The organism is Streptosporangium lutulentum (genome assembly GCF_030811455.1).
GTDB classification, from domain to species: Bacteria; Actinomycetota; Actinomycetes; order Streptosporangiales; family Streptosporangiaceae; genus Streptosporangium; species Streptosporangium lutulentum.
In genome coordinates this window covers 3153334-3167899 of sequence record NZ_JAUSQU010000001.1, presented here as the reverse complement: position 1 = coordinate 3167899, position 14566 = coordinate 3153334, and the positions used below count along the sequence as shown (strand labels likewise).

General features: G+C 67.8%; 13 protein-coding genes. 3 read left to right on the top strand and 10 right to left on the bottom strand.

The window, feature by feature from the left end:
• Window positions 1–33 precede the first annotated feature (33 nt).
• From J2853_RS14170 to J2853_RS14160, 3 genes are all read right to left on the bottom strand, one after another.
• Window positions 34–1208, bottom strand: a protein-coding gene (locus J2853_RS14170; protein ID WP_307558032.1) for an IS3 family transposase whose coding sequence is annotated in 2 segments (ribosomal slippage) — window positions 34–947 and window positions 947–1208 — 1176 coding nt in all. Because the reading frame shifts where the segments join, the coding sequence is not laid out codon by codon here.
• 233 nt (window positions 1209–1441) lie between these two features.
• Window positions 1442–2908 (bottom strand): group II intron reverse transcriptase/maturase, encoded by a 1467-nt coding sequence (gene ltrA / locus J2853_RS14165; protein ID WP_307558030.1) that lies wholly within the window; start codon window positions 2906–2908, stop codon window positions 1442–1444.
• Between the two features lie 300 nt (window positions 2909–3208).
• Window positions 3209–4480, bottom strand: coding sequence for an IS256 family transposase (locus J2853_RS14160; protein ID WP_307568683.1), 1272 nt, complete (start codon window positions 4478–4480; stop codon window positions 3209–3211).
• Between the two features lie 791 nt (window positions 4481–5271).
• On the opposite strand from J2853_RS14160, the gene J2853_RS14155 reads away from it, so the two are divergent.
• A complete protein-coding gene (locus tag J2853_RS14155) occupies window positions 5272–6678 on the top strand; it encodes an amidase (protein ID WP_307558028.1) in 1407 nt (468 codons plus the stop codon).
• A gap of 136 nt (window positions 6679–6814) precedes the next feature.
• Here J2853_RS14155 and J2853_RS14150 read toward each other — a convergent pair whose 3' ends face one another.
• From J2853_RS14150 to J2853_RS14140, 3 genes are all read right to left on the bottom strand, one after another.
• A complete protein-coding gene (locus tag J2853_RS14150; protein ID WP_307558026.1) occupies window positions 6815–7312 on the bottom strand; it encodes a winged helix-turn-helix transcriptional regulator in 498 nt (165 codons plus the stop codon).
• A 218-nt stretch (window positions 7313–7530) separates the two neighbouring features.
• On the bottom strand, window positions 7531–8259 hold the full coding sequence (locus J2853_RS14145; protein ID WP_307558024.1) for an SDR family oxidoreductase: 729 nt from the start codon (window positions 8257–8259) through the stop codon (window positions 7531–7533).
• Window positions 8260–8281: 22 nt separating this feature from the next.
• On the bottom strand, window positions 8282–8806 hold the full coding sequence (locus J2853_RS14140) for a MarR family winged helix-turn-helix transcriptional regulator (RefSeq protein ID WP_307558022.1): 525 nt from the start codon (window positions 8804–8806) through the stop codon (window positions 8282–8284).
• Between the two features lie 456 nt (window positions 8807–9262).
• Between J2853_RS14140 and J2853_RS14135 the strand changes: the two genes are divergently transcribed.
• A complete protein-coding gene (locus tag J2853_RS14135) occupies window positions 9263–9817 on the top strand; it encodes a DUF302 domain-containing protein (RefSeq protein WP_307558020.1) in 555 nt (184 codons plus the stop codon).
• Window positions 9818–9832: 15 nt separating this feature from the next.
• On the top strand, window positions 9833–10921 hold the full coding sequence (locus J2853_RS14130) for a quinone oxidoreductase family protein (protein WP_307558018.1): 1089 nt from the start codon (window positions 9833–9835) through the stop codon (window positions 10919–10921).
• 43 nt (window positions 10922–10964) lie between these two features.
• On the opposite strand, the gene J2853_RS14125 is transcribed toward J2853_RS14130, so the two are convergent.
• From J2853_RS14125 to J2853_RS14110, 4 genes are all read right to left on the bottom strand, one after another.
• Window positions 10965–11099 carry a hypothetical protein gene (locus tag J2853_RS14125; protein WP_307558016.1) on the bottom strand — a complete coding sequence of 45 codons (135 nt, stop codon included), beginning with the start codon at window positions 11097–11099 and terminating at the stop codon, window positions 10965–10967.
• Complete coding sequence (gene cynS / locus J2853_RS14120; RefSeq protein ID WP_307558014.1) at window positions 11096–11581, bottom strand: cyanase; 486 nt, start codon at window positions 11579–11581, stop codon at window positions 11096–11098. The genes J2853_RS14125 and cynS overlap by 4 nt, the downstream gene beginning before the upstream one ends.
• Before the next feature lie 83 nt (window positions 11582–11664).
• Window positions 11665–12825 carry an NAD-dependent formate dehydrogenase gene (locus tag J2853_RS14115; protein ID WP_307558013.1) on the bottom strand — a complete coding sequence of 387 codons (1161 nt, stop codon included), beginning with the start codon at window positions 12823–12825 and terminating at the stop codon, window positions 11665–11667.
• Window positions 12826–13083: 258 nt separating this feature from the next.
• Window positions 13084–14523 carry an FAD/NAD(P)-binding protein gene (locus J2853_RS14110; RefSeq protein WP_307558011.1) on the bottom strand — a complete coding sequence of 480 codons (1440 nt, stop codon included), beginning with the start codon at window positions 14521–14523 and terminating at the stop codon, window positions 13084–13086.
• Window positions 14524–14566 lie beyond the last annotated feature (43 nt).

Below are 14566 nucleotides of genomic sequence, written 5' to 3'. Positions count from 1 at the left end.
GGTGATTCCGGACAGCCGTCTTATGGGCGTAGCCTATGCGGCTGGTTGGGCTGAAAGGGACTCGTTGAGTACCTCCAGGGGCGGCCGGTAGCCGAGCGCCGAGTGCAGACGCCGGCGGTTATAGAACCCTTCGATGTAGCGGATGACCTGCCGTCTTGCCTTGACCCGGGTGGTGAAGACGAAGCGGTGCAGCCATTCGTTCTTGAGCGCGCCGAAGAACGACTCGGCCATCGCGTTGTCGTAGCAGACCCCGGTGCGGCCGACCGAGCGGCGGATCTGCAGACCGGTCAGGAAGCGGCCGAACTCCTCAGAGGTGTAATTCGAGCCGCGGTCGGAGTGGAAGACCGCATCGGGTTCGATCAGGCCGGTGCCGACCGCCATCCGGACCGCGTCTTTGATCAGCTCGGTGCGGTAGTGGTCGGCCATGGCCCAGCCGAGGACCGCCTTGCTGTGGCAGTCGATCACGGTGGCCAGGTAGAGGAAGCCTTCCCAGGTGGGGATGTAGGTGATGTCGCCGACCAGCTTGGTGCCCGGCTGGGTGGCGGTGAAGTCGCGGCCGACCAGGTCGGGGATGCCGCGAAAGTCGCCTGCTGCGGTGGTGACCGGCCGGAAAGCGCGTGCTTGAGCCGGAACGAGGCCTTGCTCGCGCATCAGGGCGCGGACCAGCTCGGCCGAGCAGTGCTCGCCGCGGCGCAACAGGGCGGCGTGGACGCGCCGGTAGCCGTAGGTCTCGTGTGAGTCGGCGAAGATCTCGGCGACCAAAGCGGCCAGCAGGGTCCGGCGTTGCGCGGTGGCCGAGGTCGGCCGCTCACGCCACTCGTAGAAGCCCGAGCGGGACACGCCCAGCCAGGTACACATCCTGGCGATCGCATGGTGAGCCTTCTCCGCGTCGATGAGCTCGTACTTGGCGAGCGTCATCGACTCTCGGCCGCGAAGAAGGCGGCCGCTTTTTTCAGGAAGATCAACTTCTCACGCAGCTCGGCGTTCTCCCGCTCCAGCTCCCGGATTCGCGCCCGCTGCGGCCCGGAGACCGGCTGCTGCTCGTCCTGCGCGCTCGTGATCCGGTGCCGGTTCACCCAGCTGCCCAGGGTGCTGGCGTTGATGTCGAACTCGCGCGCTACCGCCGCGACCGTGCGATCGTCCTCCAGCACCATGCGAATGGCTTCGTCCTTGAACTCAGGTGAGAACTGCCTGCGGCGCCTTGTCACGTACCTACCTCTTCCAGACTTCTGTCAGCTTATGTAGCCGACTGTCCGGAATCCGCTGGGCACCTCAATGACTCAGCGTGGCGCAATGAGACGTTCCGTCACCACCGAATCTGCGACAGAGTCGAGTCGGCTTGAGGCGCGGTGCTCGGATTTCTCTGAACCCGTCTCCTCAAGCCGCTCGCCGAACCCGCCGTGCGCCTTTCAACGCAACGGGCTCTCCACGGACTCTGCCGTCATATGGGTGAATTCCAGGGATTGGGGATGTTGTTGCTCCGCCAGCGGTAGCGGGTCACCGCCACCTTGGCGATGTCGAACAACTCGGTCCCGCCCGTCGCCGTGATGGGCAGCCACCTCCCGGTTGGGGTGGTGAAATGACGTCGGACGTCCTTCCAACTCCAGCGGTGCCGGACCTGCAGCATCCGGATCAGCCTCCACCACACGAACTGGTGAAGTGCGGAGAACCGGTCCTTGGCCACGGCATGCTTGAAGTAGTTGGCCCAGCCGCGCATGATCTGGTTGAGCCTGATCAGCACGGATCCCAGGTCTTGTTGTGACTTCCTATGGGTCAGGGCACGGATCTTGGCCTTCAACGACCGGATGGGCCGGTCGGCGATGAAGGTATAGACGTGCCACTTATCGGTTCCCCTCTTGCGGCGCCACCGGATGCGGAACCCCAGAAAGTCGAACCCATCGCTCAGATGCGCGATCTGGGTCTTGGCCGGTGACAGCCGCAGCCCGATCGGTTTCAGCACTTTCGCGACGTCCTCGCGCACCACCTGCGTGTCGTGCTCGGTCCCATGGACCAAGACGACGAAGTCGTCGGCATAGCGGACCAGCCGCCATGTCGGCAGACCCTTGCGGCGGCGGTATCCGCGCCTGCCCTCACTCGACATCGACCCGCTGCTCTTCCACGGCTCCATCAGATACTCATCGAGCACCGACAAGGCGATGTTGGCCAGCAGCGGAGACAGGATGCCACCCTGCGGCGTCCCGGTCGTGGTGCTCTTGTTCTCACCGAGCTCGGTCAAGATCCCGGCTTTCAAGAACGCTTTGACCAGCGCCAGAATGCGTTTGTCCTTCACCCGGGAACGCACCCGATCCATCAGGGCCGTGTGGTCGATCCGGTCGAAGCACGCCTCGATGTCCGCATCCAGCACCCACCGATAGCCTCGGGTGCCGAAATGATGGATCTCAGCGATCGCATCCTGAGCACGCCGGTTGGGCCGGAACCCATAGGAGACCGGCTCGAAGCCGGCCTCGAAGATCGGTTCCAGCACGAGTTTCAGCGCTGCCTGCACGACCCGGTCGCTCACCGTCGGAATCCCGAGGGCGCGGACCTTTCCTGACCCACCCGGTTTGGGGATCTTACGTTCCCGCACCGGCAAAGGCCGGAACGAACCATCCTTCAGGGAGGTTCGCAGGTCGTCCAGGAACCCCGGAACACCGATGCGCTCCTCGACGTCGGTGACTGTTAGGCCGTCCACGCCGGGAGTGCGTGCCCCGCGGTTGTCCGCAACCCGATCGAATGCCACGAGCAGCGTGACCGGGTCATGCACGAAGTTGAACAGGTCGTCGAACCGACGGCCAGGATCAGCCGCCGCCCAACGGTGAAGTTTGGCCTGCATCTCCGATACCCGCGACCACGACCCCACCGGGGCCAGGACGCTGGCGCTGCCATTCGGCAGCGCGTCTTTCGGCATTACAGCCTCCTCTCTTCTCGAATCCGCTGCCGCCCTTCGCCATGTGACCGGCTCTCCCGGCCCCGGACTACTACGGCGGCTCCGCCCCACCCGGCCCGTTCAGCGGTCGATGTGCCTATCCCGGCCGACAGGCTGGATGCCCGTGACCTGGAGCTGCGACCGAGTGGTTCCCGTGTTCACCGTGATTCGCTCGACGAAGTAGGAGCCCGACTTTGTCCCTGCGGCATCGCCATGAGTACGCCGCAGACCTTCCCCATGGCCTCCCGGGAGCAATCGTCAATACCTGTGGATCAAGATCTTTTAAGCGGCTGCGGATGGGACGTGGTCGTCGGGTCGTTCGACGAGCTTGCCGCCGGTGAAGGTCGCCCCGGCGCGGACCAGCGCGACCAGATGAGGGGCGTTGACCGCGCGCCAGCGGGCCTGGGCGGACTCGATCAGCTTGAACGCCATGGCCAGCCCGGCAGCGCGTGAGCCGGGCCCCTTGGTGACCTTGGTGCGGTGCCGGACGGTGGCGAAGGTCGACTCGATCGGGTTGGTCGTGCGTAGGTGCACCCAGTGCTCGGCCGGGAAGTCATAGAAGGCGAGCAGCTCCTCGAGGTCGTCGACCACCTTGGTCACGGCCTTGGGATACTTGGCGCCGTAGGCGGCCTGGAAGCCCTTGACCGCGGCCTGGGCATGGTCTTTGTCCTCGGCGTTCCAGATCTCGGCCAGGGCCTTCTTCGCTGCGGGGTGAGCGGACTTCGGCAGCGCCCCCAGCACATTAGCGATCTTGTGAAACCAACACCTCTGCTCTCTGGCCTGCGGAAACACCTCCCGAAGCGCGGACCAGAACCCCAGCGCACCGTCCCCCATCGCCAGCACCGGCGCCCGCATCCCGCGCCTTTTGGCATCGCGCAGCAGATCGGCCCACGACTCAGCCGACTCCCGATAGCCGTCGCTCAGCGCGACGAGTTCCTTGCGGCCATCAGCGCGCACCCCGATCATCACCAGCAGGCACAGCTTGTGCTCCTCCAGCCGGATGTTGACGTGGATGCCGTCGACCCACAGGTAGACGTAGTCGGCGCCGGACAGGTCGCGGGCGGCAAACGCGCGCTGCTCGCCCTTCCAGGTCTCGGTCAGACGAGTGATCACCGGCGCGGACAGGCCCGCGGTCGAGCCGAGGAATTGGCCCAGCGCGGGGATGAAATCGCCCGAGGACAGGCCGTGCAGGTACAACAGCGGCAACACCTCGCTGACCTGCGGGGTCTTACGCGCCCAGGCCGGCAGGATCGATGAGGAGAACCGCTGACGCTCACCCGTCTGCTCGTCGATGCGCTTGTCGTTGACGCGCGGGGCCGTGACCTCGATCGCGCCGGCCGCGGTGAGGATCTCGCGCGGCTGATGGGAGCCGTTACGCACCACCAGACGGCGACCGGCCGCATCGCGCTCGTCAGCGAAGGCGGCGATGTAGGCGTCCACCTCGGCCTGCAACGCGGCGGCCAGCATCTTACGGGCGCCCTCACGGACGATCTCATCGATCAACGAGGAGGCGGCGGCCGTCGATGAGCTGTCGTCAGCGGGCGGTTCGGGCACTACGGTGAGCGGCACGGGTGTGCCTTCCCGACCGACGCGCCAACGTCGGCCTTATCTCGAAACCATCATCGGATGATCCGGGAAGGTACACCCCTCCCCGGCAGATCCACAGGTTTCGATCATTGCTCCCTCCCGGTCGGCATCGGCAAACCGGCCCAGGAGTTCCCCACCGGCCTTCGGCCGACAGGTGCGCACCGCGTCCTGCCCAGATCCGCCAGGTTCGAGCAGGCGTCCAGTGAAGGGACTTAACGACGTCGGTTCCTCTCGTACTCCTCTTCATCATGCTCACCGGACCCGCACCATCTGGCAGTACTGGCACGTCCCGGCTTTGTCAGGGCTGCTCCCGCCCTCCCCGGCATCACCCGGACCAGGCTGCCCCCAGCTTCACCGGCCTGCTACGACAGGCCGAAGGCGAAGGTCTTCCACCTCCACTCAAATCACAGCGCCTCACGGCGCACGCCGTTTACTGGACAGACCCCTACCTGGACCTCAACAGGCTCGAAGGCACCGAGACCGAAGGGATAGAAGTAAACGATCATGGAGTGACCCTCTCATCTCGATCAAGAGCCGACACATACGGTTACGGTACGAATCCATGAGAGTCACCTTGTCAGGCTGTGAGGCGTACGGAACTAGCACGTCAACTCTCCTGCGCATCCATTGCAGCCCCGGCCGGCTCGACCGCGCCATGGCGGGCACGCGCCAGGTCCTCCGCATCTGACGAGCCGCCGCTGCCTGCGGCGCACCGGCACCGGGCGGTGCTGTCTGTTTCCAGTAAAAGGGGATCCATCGTGAGCACTGATCTCAACCACTGCGACGCGACCGAGCTCGCCGAGCTGATCCGCACGAGGAGGGCTTCCTCCGTTGAGGTGGTTCAGGCGCACCTGGAGCGCATCGAAGCCGCCGATTCGAGGATCAACGCCGTCGTCACGCTTGCCGACGGTGCGCTGGACGCCGCGAGGGCGGCGGACGAGGAGCTCGCGGCGGGCGCGGAGGTGGGGCCGCTCCACGGCGTGCCCTTCACGGTCAAGGACTCGTTCGACACCGCCGGGGTGCTCACCCAGCGCGGTTCGCCGATCTTCGCGGGGCGTATCCCGGACACGGACGCCACCAGCGTGGCGCGCATGAAGGGGGCCGGTGCGATCCTCCTGGCGAAGACCAATCTCCCGGAATTCGCGTACTGGATCGAGTCCGACAACCTTCTGACGGGCCGGACGAACAACCCCTGGGACCTCGACCGCAGCTCCGGCGGTTCGAGCGGCGGGGAGTCCGCGGCGATCGCGGCAGGGATGTCGCCGCTGGGTATCGCAAGCGACCTGTCCATCTCGGTGCGCGGACCGGCGGCCGACACCGGTATCGCGGGCCTCAAGCCGACGCACGGGCGCATCCCGATGACGGGGGTCTGGCCACGGGAGCCGCGTCGTGACTGGCACGTCGGTCCCATGGCCCGCACCATCCGCGACCTCGCACTGGCGTATTCGATACTGGCCGGTCCTGACGGCGCCGACGGCTTCGCCACCGTTCCGCGCGAGTTCGACGCCGGCCTGGGTGCCTCGCCGGACCGGCCCGTCCGCGTTGGCTGGCTGGTCGACTCGGGACTCGGTCCGATCGACGCAGAGATCGCGGCAACTGTGCAAGAGGCCGCCGACGCCCTGCGGGGGGCGGGGGTCCGGGTCGAGGCCGTGGGGATCCCGGCTCTTGAGCGTGACAACCCTCTCGAACTCTTCACCCGGCAGCACGTCATGGAGATGAAACCGGCGTTCCGGGAAATCACCGCCGGTCACGAGGACCAGATGTTCACGTACTCCACGTCCATGCTCGCCGTACCCGACACGTCCGTGGAGGACTACGTCCTGGCCGAGCAGGGCATCGAGCGGCTTCGGGACGGTTTCGCGGAGTACTTCCAGCGGTACGACGCGCTGCTGCTCCCGGTGACGTCGATCCCCGCGCACGCGCACGGGCTTACACAGTTCACCGTCGACGGCCGGACGGTGAACGCTTTCCATGTGATGTCGGCGACCGTCCCGTTCAACCTGACCGGGCTCCCGGCCCTGTCCATGCGGTTCGGCACGAGCAGCGACGGCATGCCGATCGCTGTGCAGCTGGCGGCCAACTGGCACTCAGAGTCGACGATCCTGTACATCGCCTCGCTGTTGGAGTCGCTGAGCCCGGTCCGCAACCAGCATCCCGCCCTCTGACGGCCGGGAGGGCCGATGATGAACGCGACGGCCACCAGGGGCCGCAGCACGGTGGCGATCACGTGCGCGTTCAGCACGGCGGCCCTTGACCCGTCCATGACACGGAGCCGCCGCCGGTCCGGCGGGCGCCCGGGGGTCAGGTGCCGGTAGCGACCGGGCTGGCAAGGATGATCGGGTCGGGGGAGAGCCAGGGGCGTACCCACGCCTCCTCCTCGCGCAGGACGAGCTCGCCGCAGCCGTCACACACCCTGCCCGGGGTCGTGACCTGGCCGCACCGCTGGTGGATCACCTGCATCGAGCCGGTCGGCTCGGCCGGCTCGGTGTGCTCCTCGCCCCAGACGGCCAGAGCGTGCAGCACCGGCAGTACCTCGGCCCCCGCGGTCGTGAGCCGGTACTCCTGCCGGGTGCGCCCCCCGTCGCGGTACGGCACCCGCGCGAGCAGTCCGGCCTCGACCAGCCGGGCGAGCCTGTTGGACAGGATGTTGTCGGCGACGCCGAGCTCTGCGCGGAAGGCGTCGAAGCGGGTGGTGCCCAGGTTGGCGTTACGCAGGATGAGCAGCGTCCACCGCTCGCCCAGCAGACCGACGGCGCGGCCGATCGGGCAGGGAACGGGCACCTGTGGCGCTGTTGTCACATCGGCCTCCTTTCGAACCCACCACTGGCTTGCGTTAAGCAAGTCTAGCTCGAAAGGCCGGAAAGGGGGGCGGCCCCTCGCCCCATGGCGCTTCGACCTGGCATGCGGCGTCACGCCGCTCACCGCGCGACCGCCTCGTCATTCCCTTCAGGCGGTGTGTCCTTTGACATCGAGTGTCGTTCGCCACGGTGTGCTCGCCGGGGGCAGCCGATTCGGTGTCAGGCGGCCTCGGCGACGGGGCGGATGACGATCTCGCTGACGTCGATGGAGGCGGGTTGCTCGATCGCGTAGGCGATGGCCTCTGCCACGGTGGTCGCGGGCATGTTGAGCTTGTCCGCCAGGGTGCGCACCCAGGCCATGGTGTCGGGATCGCCGCCCAGGGTGTTCAGCTCGGATTGGGTGAACGACGGGCTGATCAGGGTCACCCTGATGTCCTGCTGCTCCTTGCGGAGCCCTTCGGCCAGCGCGCGGACCGCGAACTTGGTGGCGCTGTAGACGGCGGAGTTGGGTACGACCTCGTGGCCGAGGGTGGAGGACACGTTGATCACGTGGCCCGACCGTTGCTCGCGCATCAGAGGGAGCGCGGCTGCGATGCCGTACAGGGTGCCGCGGAGGTTGACGTCGATCATCTGGTTCCACTCCTCGACGCGCAGCGCGTCGAGGCGCGACAGCGGCATCACGCCGGCGTTGTTGACGAGGACGTCGATGTGCCCGTGCCGGCGGTGGGCCGCCTGCACGAAGGAGTCGACGCTGTCTGCGCTGGTCACGTCGAGGAGTGTGTGTTCGGCCGAGCCGCCGTCCTCGCGGATGGCGGCGGTGAGGGCGGCGAGCCGGTCGACTCGCCGGGCGCCGAGCACCACATGGTGTCCCGCCCCGGCGAGACGCCGGGCGGTGGCGGCACCGATGCCGCTGCTGGCTCCGGTGATGAGGACGATCTTTCCGGTCATTTTATGTCCTTTGGTTCGTGGCTTACGGGTACGAGTGCGCGCTGTCCGCACCAGGGGAGCCGCCAGGGGAGCCGACAGAGGGGTCCAGTGCGCCCAGCACGCGTTGCAACATCACGATGTCCTGGCGCGCCTCGGCCCTGTCCAGGGTTTCCAGCCCCGCGTGCACCGCGCACATCCGGCGCACCGCCTGGTCGGCGATGTGCCTTCCGGCCGGTTGCAGGCGGACGAGCTGCCCGCGTGGCGTCTGCGGGTCGAGATGCCTGCTCACCAGGCCGCGTTCGCACAGCCGGTTCACCTGCTTGGTCACCGCGCCGGAGGTGACCATGAGCCGGCGGAACAGCTGGGTCGGGCTGAGCGCGTAGTCCGGCGGGGAACGGCGCAGAGCCAGCAGGATCCGCATTTCGGAGGGCAGAAGGTCGTACTCCTTGGCGAGTTGTGTGAAGTCCTGTTCGAGGAGCTGCGCGATCCGGTGGACCGCTGATGCCAGCACGATGTTGGTGACGTCGAGGCCCGGCAGTTCGCGCTGCCAGAGGGCGGCTACCCCCATGGGGTCGGGTCCGCTGACGCGCGGTGTTTCGTCGTCGGGGTCCTGGCGGTCGGGGCGACCGGGACTGAGATCCGCATCTCTCACAAGCTTGTGACCACCAATTCTTCCTGGGAAACCATCTTCCTGGGAAGATAGCGAGCAAGCCGGCTGTGCGCAAGTGGGAGGGGGCGGCTGGTCGCACGGGCGGCGGCAGCCCCCCGGCGCGGCTTTCGCGGGGGGCGTCGTATCCCCATGCGTCGCCGGAAGGTCGGGCCCTCGAACGCCGAACCCTGGCTTGCATTTGAGAAGTGTCAAGCGTAGCGTCGCACGTAGAGCGACTTTTGTTTCGAAAGTCATGTCGGTCGGCAGTCCTGTCCTGGAGGAGATGCGGGAACCGCGCCCTGCCGTACGGCGACGCCGGCTCCGCCCACGGAGCGAACTGCCACACCTGCCCGCACCGGTGAAGGGGGAATCACCATGACGGCCATCCAGACCCACTCCGTTGAGGACGTCGCGCGCGAGGTCCACCGGCTGACCGTGGACACGGGCATGCCGTTCGCGGCCTTCCGGGAGAGGTACGAGCGGGCGGTGCCGCCGCTCGACATGGCGAAGTACGAACGCCTGCGCCTCTCCAATGCCGACTGGGCCGCCGTCCTGCGAACCGTCGCGGAGAACGCGCCCCACGGCTTCATGATCTTCTGGAGCCTGGACAACACGGCGATCATGCACGGATCCGGTGACCGGTGGCACAGCACGCAGTACCTGATGGGCAACCACACCATCGCCCAGCGGATGTTCCACCACGATCCCGGCATCCTGCTCTACGCGCCTCTGCGTACCACGATCTACGAGGACACCCGCGGGGTGACGCGTTTCTCCTTCGACCAGCCGAGCGCGCAGTTCGCCTCCTTCGGCGATCCGCAGATAGCGGCCGTCGGCGTCGAACTCGACCGGAAGGTCGCCGCTCTTCTCGACCACCTCGGCGTGCCCGTGCCGGAACGGCTCGTCCCGGCGGGCGCCCGTACGAGGTAGAGAGGGGTGGCGGACATGGAGCAGACCTTTCTCGGTGTCGGTTATACGAGGGACCGCGCCGGGCTGCCACTTGAGGCGGTACGCGTTCCCGTCCCGCGGCCGGCGGCCGACGAGGTGCTGATCCGCGTCGCCGCTTCGTCGCTCAACCCGCTGGAGTACAAGCTGGCCGACCTCAACTTCATGGGACGGACGCCTCCCGTCGTGCTCGGTTTCGACCTCGCCGGCGTGGTGGCCGATGTGGGCCGTGACGTGGAGGGCGTGGCCGTCGGTGACGAGGTGGCCGCCATGGCGGGCCTGAACGGTGACGGGGGCTGGGCCGCGACGGGTGGTGACGGCGATTCCTACGCCGTCGCACCGCGGTTCCTCACCGCCCGCAAGCCGCCGTCCGTGAGCTTCCGTGACGCGGCGGCGCTTCCCATGTGCTTCCTCTCGGCTTTCGCGGGTCTCTACGGGGCCGTCCAGCCCGGTGCCACGGTTTACGTACCGGGCGGTGGGGGCGGTGTCGGGCATCTGGCCGTGCAGATGGCGGCACGTGCCCTGGACGCCGGGACGGTGATCAGCAGTGGTGGCAGGCCGCAGTCGATCACGCTGGCCCGGCAGTCCGGCGCGCACTTCGTCTTCGACTACAAGCGTGACGACATCGCCGCCGAGATCGCGGAGCTGACGGACGGCCGGGGCGTTGACCTGGTCTTCGACACCACGTACAGCGAGCAGAGCTTCGCCGAGACCGCGAAGACCGTCCGGCGGGGTGGCAGCTGGATCGTGCTCGGTGTCGGCCCCGGCAGGACGACCCGCCTGGCCGAGACGCACAGCCCGGTGGACGCCATCCTGGCCGGGCGCGAAGCCAGGCATGTCAACGTCAACCTGCTGCGCTACTTCTCCGAACCCGCCATGCTCGACGGCGAGGCGCGTGGCTTCCTCCAGCGCGGGATGGACCTGGCGATGGAGTGGGCGACGAAGGGACTCGTGATCCCGCACGTCAGCCAGACCGTCGACAGCACCGTCGAGGCGATCAGCGCCGGACTGCGGTCGCTGAAGGAGGGCGGCGAAACGCTGGGCAAGATCGCGGTGATCGTGGATCGCGACCTGGCCGCGGGGACGTGAGGGCTCGTCCCTCGCGACCCCGCCGGGTTCTCCGTCATCGGGGTCAGGAAGCCACCTCGCGAAGGGTGTCCTCAAGAAGGACGTCGAGCTCTTTCGCCACCGCGTCCACCTCCAGGTCGCCGAGCTGCCCGAAAACATCGCTCGGACGGTGCCGTCCCCGTGCGAGCGTGGCCGTCACCATTGATACGGCAGATACTTCCCGTCGAGGGTGATGACGACCCGGTCACCTGCCGGGTCGGGCACCCGCTTCACGTCCAGGCGGAAGTTGATGGCGCTCATGATGCCGTCACCGCACTGTTCGTGGATCAGTTCCTTGATGGTGGGCCCGTAGACCTGGATGACCTCATAAAGCCGGTAGATGGTCGGATCGACAGGGACGGGGGAGTCGAACGCTCCGCGGGTGGGCTGCAACTGGAAGGCGAGGGCGACGTCTTCGCCGAGTTCAAGCAAGGCCGCTGCCGTCGCCGCCTCGTCCTTGCTCATCGGGTGCTGGCCGAGCAGTGCTGCCGTGGTCCACGCCAGGGGCCGGCCGACGGCCTTGGCGAGCTGGTCCCATGTCACGCCGGTCACCACCTTGGCCTGACGGACGGCTTCTGCTGCTTCTTGCTTGGTGACCACGGTTTCTCCGTTGTTGTCGACGGTTGCCGAGCGCATGCTCATCCGCTGGGTATCTGCGGGAAGACCAGGTGGTTGTCCCCCTGTACGGTCCCGACCCGCGCGCCGGGACCGTACGGGGCCGGTTGTCAGGTCCGGGTGGAGTAGGAGTGGGCGCCTGTGCCGGCGAGGCCGCCGCCTTGGACGATCAGGTATTCATCGCGGATCGGCTCGCCGTCCAGCCAGTTCTCCAGGATCTCCCGGGTCCCGGCGGCGTATCTGGCCTGGGCCGACAGGGAGGAGCCTGAGATGTGCGGGGTCATCCCATGGTGCGGCATGGTGCGCCAGGGGTGGTCGGCGGGGGCGGGCTGGGGGTACCAGACGTCGCCCGCGTAGCCGGCCAGCTGACCGCTCTCCAAGGCCCGGACGATTGAGTCGCGGTCGGCGATCTTCGCCCGGGCCGTGTTGATCAGGTACGCACCGCGCTTCATCGTGGAGATGAGCCTGTCGTCGAACAGGCCCTCGGTCTCGGGGTGCAGCGGGGCGTTGACGGTGACCACGTCGCAGTGCGGGACCATGTCCTGCGTGCCGGCGTGCCAGGTGAGGTTCAGCTCCTCTTCGATCTCGCGGGGCAGCCTGTGCCGGTCGGTGTAGTGCAGGTGCACATCGAACGGCTTCAGGCGGCGCAGTACGGCCAGGCCGATCCGCCCCGCGGCGACGGTGCCGATGTGCATGCCCTCGACGTCGTAGGAGCGGCTCACGCAGTCGGCGATGTTCCACCCTCCGTCGAGTACCACCTGGTGAGACGGAATGTAGTTGCGCACCTGCGACAGGATCATCATGACGACGTGCTCGGCGACGCTGATGCTGTTGCAGTAGGTGACCTCGGCGACGGTGACGCCGTGCGTGATGGCCGCGTCGAGGTCCACGTGGTCGGAGCCGATGCCCGCGGTGATCGCGAGCTTCAGCTTCGGCGCCTTCGCGATGCGTTCGGCCGTGAGATAGGCCGGCCAGAACGGCTGGGAGATCACCACGTCCGCGTCGGGCAGTTCGCGGTCGAAGACCGAGTCCGCGCCTTCCTTGTCGGAGGTGACGACCAGGGTGTGGCCGCGCTCCTCGAGGAAGTGCCGCAGGCCCAGCTCGCCGGAGACACTGCCGAGCAGGTGACCGGGGGTGAAGTCGACGCCCTTGGGAGTCGGCAGGGTCTGCCCGCCCGGGTAACCCGCGAGCGTCGGCAGGTCGTCGCGCGCATAGGTCTTGGGGTATCCGTCGATCGGGTCGTCATACAGCACACACAGAACCTTGGCCATTGCCGCTGCTCCTTGTCGGTGGGGGTGATCTCACTCTCCGCCAACGAATATCCACAGGTCAAAGCGTTTGCTTCTATCCACTGATAGGCAGCGTCTATACGTGGGTGCTCGCCGAGCCAACGCCTCGCGGGGGTCGAGAGCAGAGGCGACACGGGTCTCCGCGAGGCGGCTCGCGTCACCTGGCAGGGCGGCCGGCTCGTGCTTTTTTCATCCTTCCGGGCGCGTGACGTCGGCGGTTTCCACGAGGAACTCCTGACCCTAGGCTGACCGCGCCTGCCGTACCGGTGGTGCGGTCAGTGGCGGCTCGTCGCGCTCGGAGGAGCCGGACTCGGGATGAGCCCGGCCGGGCCGGACGGTGACCGCCTCGATGAGGCGTGACGCGAGAGCCGCCGCCTGGGCGCGAATCTCCGGGATCGCCGTCGTCTCGTACAGGCTTCCGCGCAGCATGGGCCCCAGCGTGAAGACCCTGCCGTCGGAGTGTCCCGTCGCGTCCAGGACCGCGCCGCCCAGGCCGGCGTCCAGGCCGAGCCGCAGCCGATCCGGCCGGGCCGTGCCGCCGGCGATGAGGGAGGCGAGGAAGGGATCACGGGCGATGTCGGACCCGGGCCCGGTGGCGTTGACCAGCCAGCCGACATCGAGCTCCCGAACGGCGCCGTCGGCCTCCACCTGGGCGCGCAGTCCGTCGGGGACGGCCGTGGCCTGGAGCACCTGTCCGCGGAGCACGCGAAGGCGGCCGGTGGCCCGCAGGTCGGCGATGCGGGTGGCTGTGGCGGGAGGAATCCGGTGCCGGTGGACCTCCCAGTAGCGGGCGGCCACACCCAGAAATCGCCTCTGGTCATCCGGGGTGAGCCGGGCCCACAGCCTCTGGGCCTGCGGGCGCAGGCCGTCCACCACGCCGTGCCAGTCGCCTGCGTTGTCCTTCACCGCCAGGCGTACGGCACGCAGCAGGTCGGCGACTCCCAGTGGCCCGTCCGGGATCGGCACCGGGACCGGAGACGGCGGGGGATACGGGTGCGTCCGGGGCAGCAGAGCGTGCCGCGACACCGCGTACACCACCGTGTCCGGGTGCGCCCGGGTCACGGTGACCGCCACGTCCACCATGGTCAATCCGGTGCCCAGGACGAGCACCGGCGCGCCGTCGCAGATCGGGTCCAGCGCGTTCGGCGCCCATGGATCGGCGATGTGACGTGGACTCGCGGCATCCGCGAGGTGCGGCCACGCGGTCGGGGTGCGATTGCCCAGGGCCAGGACGACGGCGTCGGCGTCGACGTGCCCGCCCTGCGACAACCGGACCCGCACGCCCGGATCACAGGTCAGGGCGCTCGCCGTACCGGTCACCCTGCGGACCACGCGCAGAGGCCGATCTTCGGCGGCGGACAGCACGTCGCGCAGGTAGCGCCCGTACACCTGCCGCGGTAGGTAACCGGAGCCGGCGATGTCCAGCCCCCTGTCATGGGCCCACCGCAACAGATGTCCGGGATCGCCGTCCAGCGCGCTCATCTTGTCGACACAGGCGTTGAGGAGGTGATGCGGATCGGTGGTCGAGTACGCCTGCCCCAACGCGTGCCGTCCGTACTGGTCGATCATCACGACTTCCAGCGGCATGGCGAGCGCCCGCGCCCGGTGAAGAAGATGGACTGCGGCCAAGGTGCCGCTCGCGCCGCCGCCCACGACGGCAACCGATGGAGAACCTGCCACACGATCCATGATACCCCACTATATCTGTAGGATATAAAGGATA

What these genes read in the sequence shown, in the direction of transcription:
- ltrA (WP_307558030.1), bottom strand. Translation starts at nt 2,908, where the DNA reads ATGCCGAAAGACGCGCTGCCGAATGGCAGCGCCAGCGTCCTGGCCCCG.
- J2853_RS14145 (WP_307558024.1), bottom strand. Translation starts at nt 8,259, where the DNA reads ATGACCGGAAAGATCGTCCTCATCACCGGAGCCAGCAGCGGCATCGGT.
- J2853_RS14140 (WP_307558022.1), bottom strand. Translation starts at nt 8,806, where the DNA reads ATGGGGGTAGCCGCCCTCTGGCAGCGCGAACTGCCGGGCCTCGACGTC.
- J2853_RS14135 (WP_307558020.1), top strand. Translation starts at nt 9,263, where the DNA reads ATGACGGCCATCCAGACCCACTCCGTTGAGGACGTCGCGCGCGAGGTC.
- J2853_RS14130 (WP_307558018.1), top strand. Translation starts at nt 9,833, where the DNA reads ATGGAGCAGACCTTTCTCGGTGTCGGTTATACGAGGGACCGCGCCGGG.
- cynS (WP_307558014.1), bottom strand. Translation starts at nt 11,581, where the DNA reads ATGAGCATGCGCTCGGCAACCGTCGACAACAACGGAGAAACCGTGGTC.
- J2853_RS14115 (WP_307558013.1), bottom strand. Translation starts at nt 12,825, where the DNA reads ATGGCCAAGGTTCTGTGTGTGCTGTATGACGACCCGATCGACGGATAC.